Source organism: Bacteroides sp. (assembly GCF_028690125.1).
Taxonomy (GTDB): Bacteria; Bacteroidota; Bacteroidia; order Bacteroidales; family Bacteroidaceae; genus Bacteroides.
This window is the reverse complement of record NZ_JAQVBV010000114.1, coordinates 1-3,837: the sequence shown is the minus strand read 5'-3', so window position 1 is coordinate 3,837 and position 3,837 is coordinate 1. Positions and strand designations below refer to the sequence as shown.

7 protein-coding genes are annotated in these 3,837 nt (G+C 40.9%); 4 read left to right on the top strand and 3 right to left on the bottom strand.

Annotated features, from left to right (window positions below):
- The 3 genes from PHO71_RS25485 to PHO71_RS25475 all read right to left on the bottom strand — a co-directional run.
- On the bottom strand, positions 1–560 hold a 560-nt coding region (locus PHO71_RS25485; protein WP_300208994.1), incomplete at its 3' end, for a hypothetical protein.
- Positions 538–810, bottom strand: a complete 273-nt coding sequence (locus PHO71_RS25480; protein ID WP_300208993.1) for a sigma-70 family RNA polymerase sigma factor — start codon at positions 808–810, stop codon at positions 538–540. The genes PHO71_RS25485 and PHO71_RS25480, both read right to left, overlap by 23 nt.
- Complete coding sequence (locus PHO71_RS25475) at positions 791–1,141, bottom strand: sigma factor (RefSeq protein WP_300208992.1); 351 nt, start codon at positions 1,139–1,141, stop codon at positions 791–793. Before PHO71_RS25475 ends, PHO71_RS25480 begins: the two co-directional genes overlap by 20 nt.
- Before the next feature lie 93 nt (positions 1,142–1,234).
- Between PHO71_RS25475 and PHO71_RS26355 the strand changes: the two genes are divergently transcribed.
- From PHO71_RS26355 to PHO71_RS25455, 4 genes are all read left to right on the top strand, one after another.
- The gene (locus tag PHO71_RS26355; protein ID WP_367279942.1) at positions 1,235–1,456 is read left to right on the top strand and encodes an IS110 family transposase; all 222 of its coding nucleotides are present in this window, start codon (positions 1,235–1,237) and stop codon (positions 1,454–1,456) included.
- A gap of 426 nt (positions 1,457–1,882) precedes the next feature.
- Positions 1,883–2,365, top strand: a complete 483-nt coding sequence (locus PHO71_RS25465; RefSeq protein WP_300208991.1) for a dihydrofolate reductase family protein — start codon at positions 1,883–1,885, stop codon at positions 2,363–2,365.
- 298 nt (positions 2,366–2,663) lie between these two features.
- Positions 2,664–3,017 (top strand): hypothetical protein, encoded by a 354-nt coding sequence (locus PHO71_RS25460; protein WP_300208990.1) that lies wholly within the window; start codon positions 2,664–2,666, stop codon positions 3,015–3,017.
- 47 nt (positions 3,018–3,064) lie between these two features.
- Positions 3,065–3,837 (top strand): DUF3089 domain-containing protein (locus PHO71_RS25455; protein WP_300208989.1); only part of this gene is annotated, 773 nt, incomplete at its 3' end.

The window sequence follows — 3,837 nt, the reverse complement described above, 5'->3', positions numbered from 1 at the left end:
TCTCTCAATTTGGCGTTTGCGACAAGCGCGGTTGAGAAACTGATAGCGCAAACAAGGATAAATACCGCCACCCGTTTCATGAGAGTGATTACCATATTGGTTGATTTTTGAGCAGCTTTAATTGCCTTGAGTGTCCTTCTAAAGGCGTTGGAGTACTTCGGAATTTGTAATACGTCCGGAACGTCTTGCGCAACATACGTCAAGAGAGCCGTTTCACAAGCAATTTTCATGGAATGGTCATCTACCACGGCGCCATCCAGTCCCATGAAGTGTGACAGCATATTTCTGGTATACCGCAGCCTGCCGGCGGAATGCGCGGTTTCCAGTACTGCATCCGCATCCTCGGAGGAAAAGCCAAAGCAATACCGAAAGAAGAGCGTGTTCATATATTCCAGCGGCAGTGCCGTTATCTTTTGTGCCAACGCTTGAATTTCTTCTGCGGTAAGCGGTCTGACTGGAGTATCACTGAAATCGAACTGTTCAAGCTTTACAATATCATTTTCCCAAGCTTGTTTACATACATCTCGAATGAGACTGTCAAACGTATTGGACATTTTCATCAAAACCTTTCTCATAAAGGCCCCGTAGCTTCTCAAGAATACGATACCCTCTTTTTTGGGCCGTCTGTTCGCTGACGCCCAGTAAAGCGGCAATCTCTTTGAAGCTCATATCATTTGCGTAACGCAAGTAAACTAGATGCTTGTCTGCACCAGAAAGCCTGTCAATTGCTAAAAGCAATTGTTTTCTGTCAATATTATGTATCCATGCATCCTCAACCTCGGAGGAATAGCTACCACTTATCGGCTTCAAGCTCACCCATGGAGACTGATTTCATTCGATTTCTCAAAATATTTGTCGCTTCATTCTTTACTATTACAACGCAGTAAGGCATAATTTTGGAACCGGGTAGTCTGGATATTTTTTCAATGCTGCTGATAATTTTTAAAAAGGTTTGCGATACGGCTTCCTCCGCATCCGAATGTGAACGCAATATTTGAAAGGATATGTTATAAAGCTTAATATTAGAATCTTTAAAAATCTGATTGACCAAGTCTTTTTCAGTATCTGACAGGGTTCCTAAGATTATGATAAACAAGCTGTCGCCCCCGGAAAGTAATTTTAACTCTGGTAATTTATACATTTTTAATTATGAGATAGTTTTTAGAATATTGCAATAGTTTAGTGAAAAGCACAAGCGCCCACATACACGTCCTATTACCTCGAGGGATCTACTATTGTAATGGAAATGCCGGGTGTCGGAGATATTCTAGGACCACGTATCATTGCAGAAATAGGAGATATTAGGCGTTTTCATAGTGCAAGTGCATTAATTGCATATGCAGGACTAGATGCTCCGCCATATCAGTCAGGTGATTTTACAGCAACTAACAGGAGTATATCAAACGGGGATCAGCTTCGTTGCGTAAGACTGAATATGAAATCATGCGATATCTGAAGATATCCAAACCACAAGTAGATAATGCTGTATATTTATATATGCTCAAAAAAGAAACTGAAGGAAAGCCATTGAGGGTTGCTAAAATCGCTGCACTAAACAAGTTCCTTAGGATTTATTACGCAAGGGTGAATGAGGTTTACGTGCAATAAATTAAGTAGTATAATATTTCCAACAGGCCAGATGTTATTAATGCTTGGCCTAATTATTTATACTCATTTTTAAGTAAGACTTTTATCAAAATAGCACTTGACTTTTATTAGCAGGATTATGTTTACTTAAGGGACAAGCCGAGAAGATGCTCTCCTAGACTTAACATAAATTAATTGTTATCTATCAAATAGCAATATAAATACAAGTAAGTAAAACGCGAATTAAATAAAGGTGGATAATTGCATGAGTGTGTTTTTTTACGGATGCGTTACTATGGATGGCTATCTTGCTGACAATAACCATAACTTGGAATGGCTTTACCAAACTGGTACAATAGAAGAAACAGGTTATGAAAGCTTCTATAAAAGCATGGATATTACTATCATGGGTAAGAGAACATTTAATGAGATTGAAAATATAGAGAGTGTCGGAAGTCTTTATCCAACTACCCGAAATTATGTTTTTACACATGCTGAAAGCTTATCAGCTAAAGAATTTATACCTATAAATTGTGATGTCGTTGAATTTGTAAAACAACTAGAGAAGGATAAAAATGTCTGGATTGTCGGAGGAAATACTATATTAGCTCCTCTGTTAGATAATCATATGGTCGATAATATTATTATACAGATAGCCCCAGTGTTGTTGGGGGAGGGAATACCATTGTTTTCACAAAAGGAAGGATTAAAGCGATTTAACTTAGAAGAAGTAAAAAAATACGGACAGTTTGCAGAATTAATCTATAGTAAAATATAGTTGTCGTAGTTTTTAGCCCCTTTTCTTTGCCGCATCCAGGCATTCAAATTCTGATTTAGCAGCAGCTAGATGCTTAAAATGAATAGCCCACGGCCAAGCCTAGAAGATATTCTTCTGAGCTTAACATAGCTAACGCGCAATCCACGTGACAGATTAGTACCATAACGTGAAGTCCATCTAACAGTAGGTCGTAGCAATTAGAGCAAACTTGGTAAATCATGTCATATCTGACAGTTGTCTACTCGACGAAGGCTTCAAACGTAATCAGTTCAGAGTCTCAGACTACATAAAATACGGCTTGCTTGACGGAGAAACATTTGCTGCCACCTCACAGCCTAAGGATTTGTTTGAACTTGTTCGTAAAGAAGACATAGATGCTCTGATGTCAGTATTTCCTGTTACAAGACTGCATTATGTTGCATCTGATGGCTTTGCTTTATTTATGCGCGAAGCAGTAGTTAATATGGATGATGAGACATTTGTACTGGTCTTAAAATATCATCTTTCCACTTGTGAGCGCGACGATTTTGTCGGCGCTACAAGTCATGTAATTGATGTATTCAGAAAATTAGGCAAGCTTGTCACGGCAAATTCAATTTGTCGAGCTTTTCATTATATTTATGGTGGGCATGTGTTATGGTCAACGCAATAAATCAAAATTTGTATGTAAACCCAATTCAGAGAAAGGAATTATGAAACGTGAAACGATATAAATGGATACGGATCATCTGTGCGTGCATTCTTGCCGCCATAGTCATTGTTCTGGCCGTCATCAAACCCGCCGACAAAGAGATTGACTATGCTTCGCCTGAAAACTGGGCGTACAACGGAATCCATCCAGAGAAACAGGCAGATCTATTTTTGATTTGTCCCACCGTGGATATGGGGCACAATAATAACAGAAATATGTCCTTATCAGATGAAAAGACAAAAGAGAGCTTTGTGGGTGCGCTCAACATGGAGCGCGGAATCTACGAGGAAAGCCTCACGCTTTACGCCCCTTATTACCGGCAGGCTGCTTTCCCGGTCTATTCACTGCCGCAGGCGGAAGCCAATCCTTATTTCGACATCGCTTATGCGGATATCCGCGAAGCGTTCCTCTTCTATATAGAGCATAGCGATCCGGCCCGGCCCTTTGTGCTGGCAGGCTTTTCTCAGGGATCGGATATGGTGCTGCGACTTCTTTCCGAATTCTTTGACAATCCCGCCTATCAGGAGCGTTTGATTGCGGCCTACTGCATCGGATGGCGCATCACAGACGACGATCTTGCCAACTACGCGTGGTTGAAACCGGCGCAGCGGGTTGACGATATCGGAACAATCGTTTGCTTTAACTCTGAAGCCATTAATGTGACGAATTCGCTCCTTGTACCGGCAGGAGTCAAAACGTATGGAATCAATCCCCTAAACTGGAGAACCGACGGCACCCCTGCAGCCGCTGCAGAGAACCTTGGGGCATGCTTTACCGATTA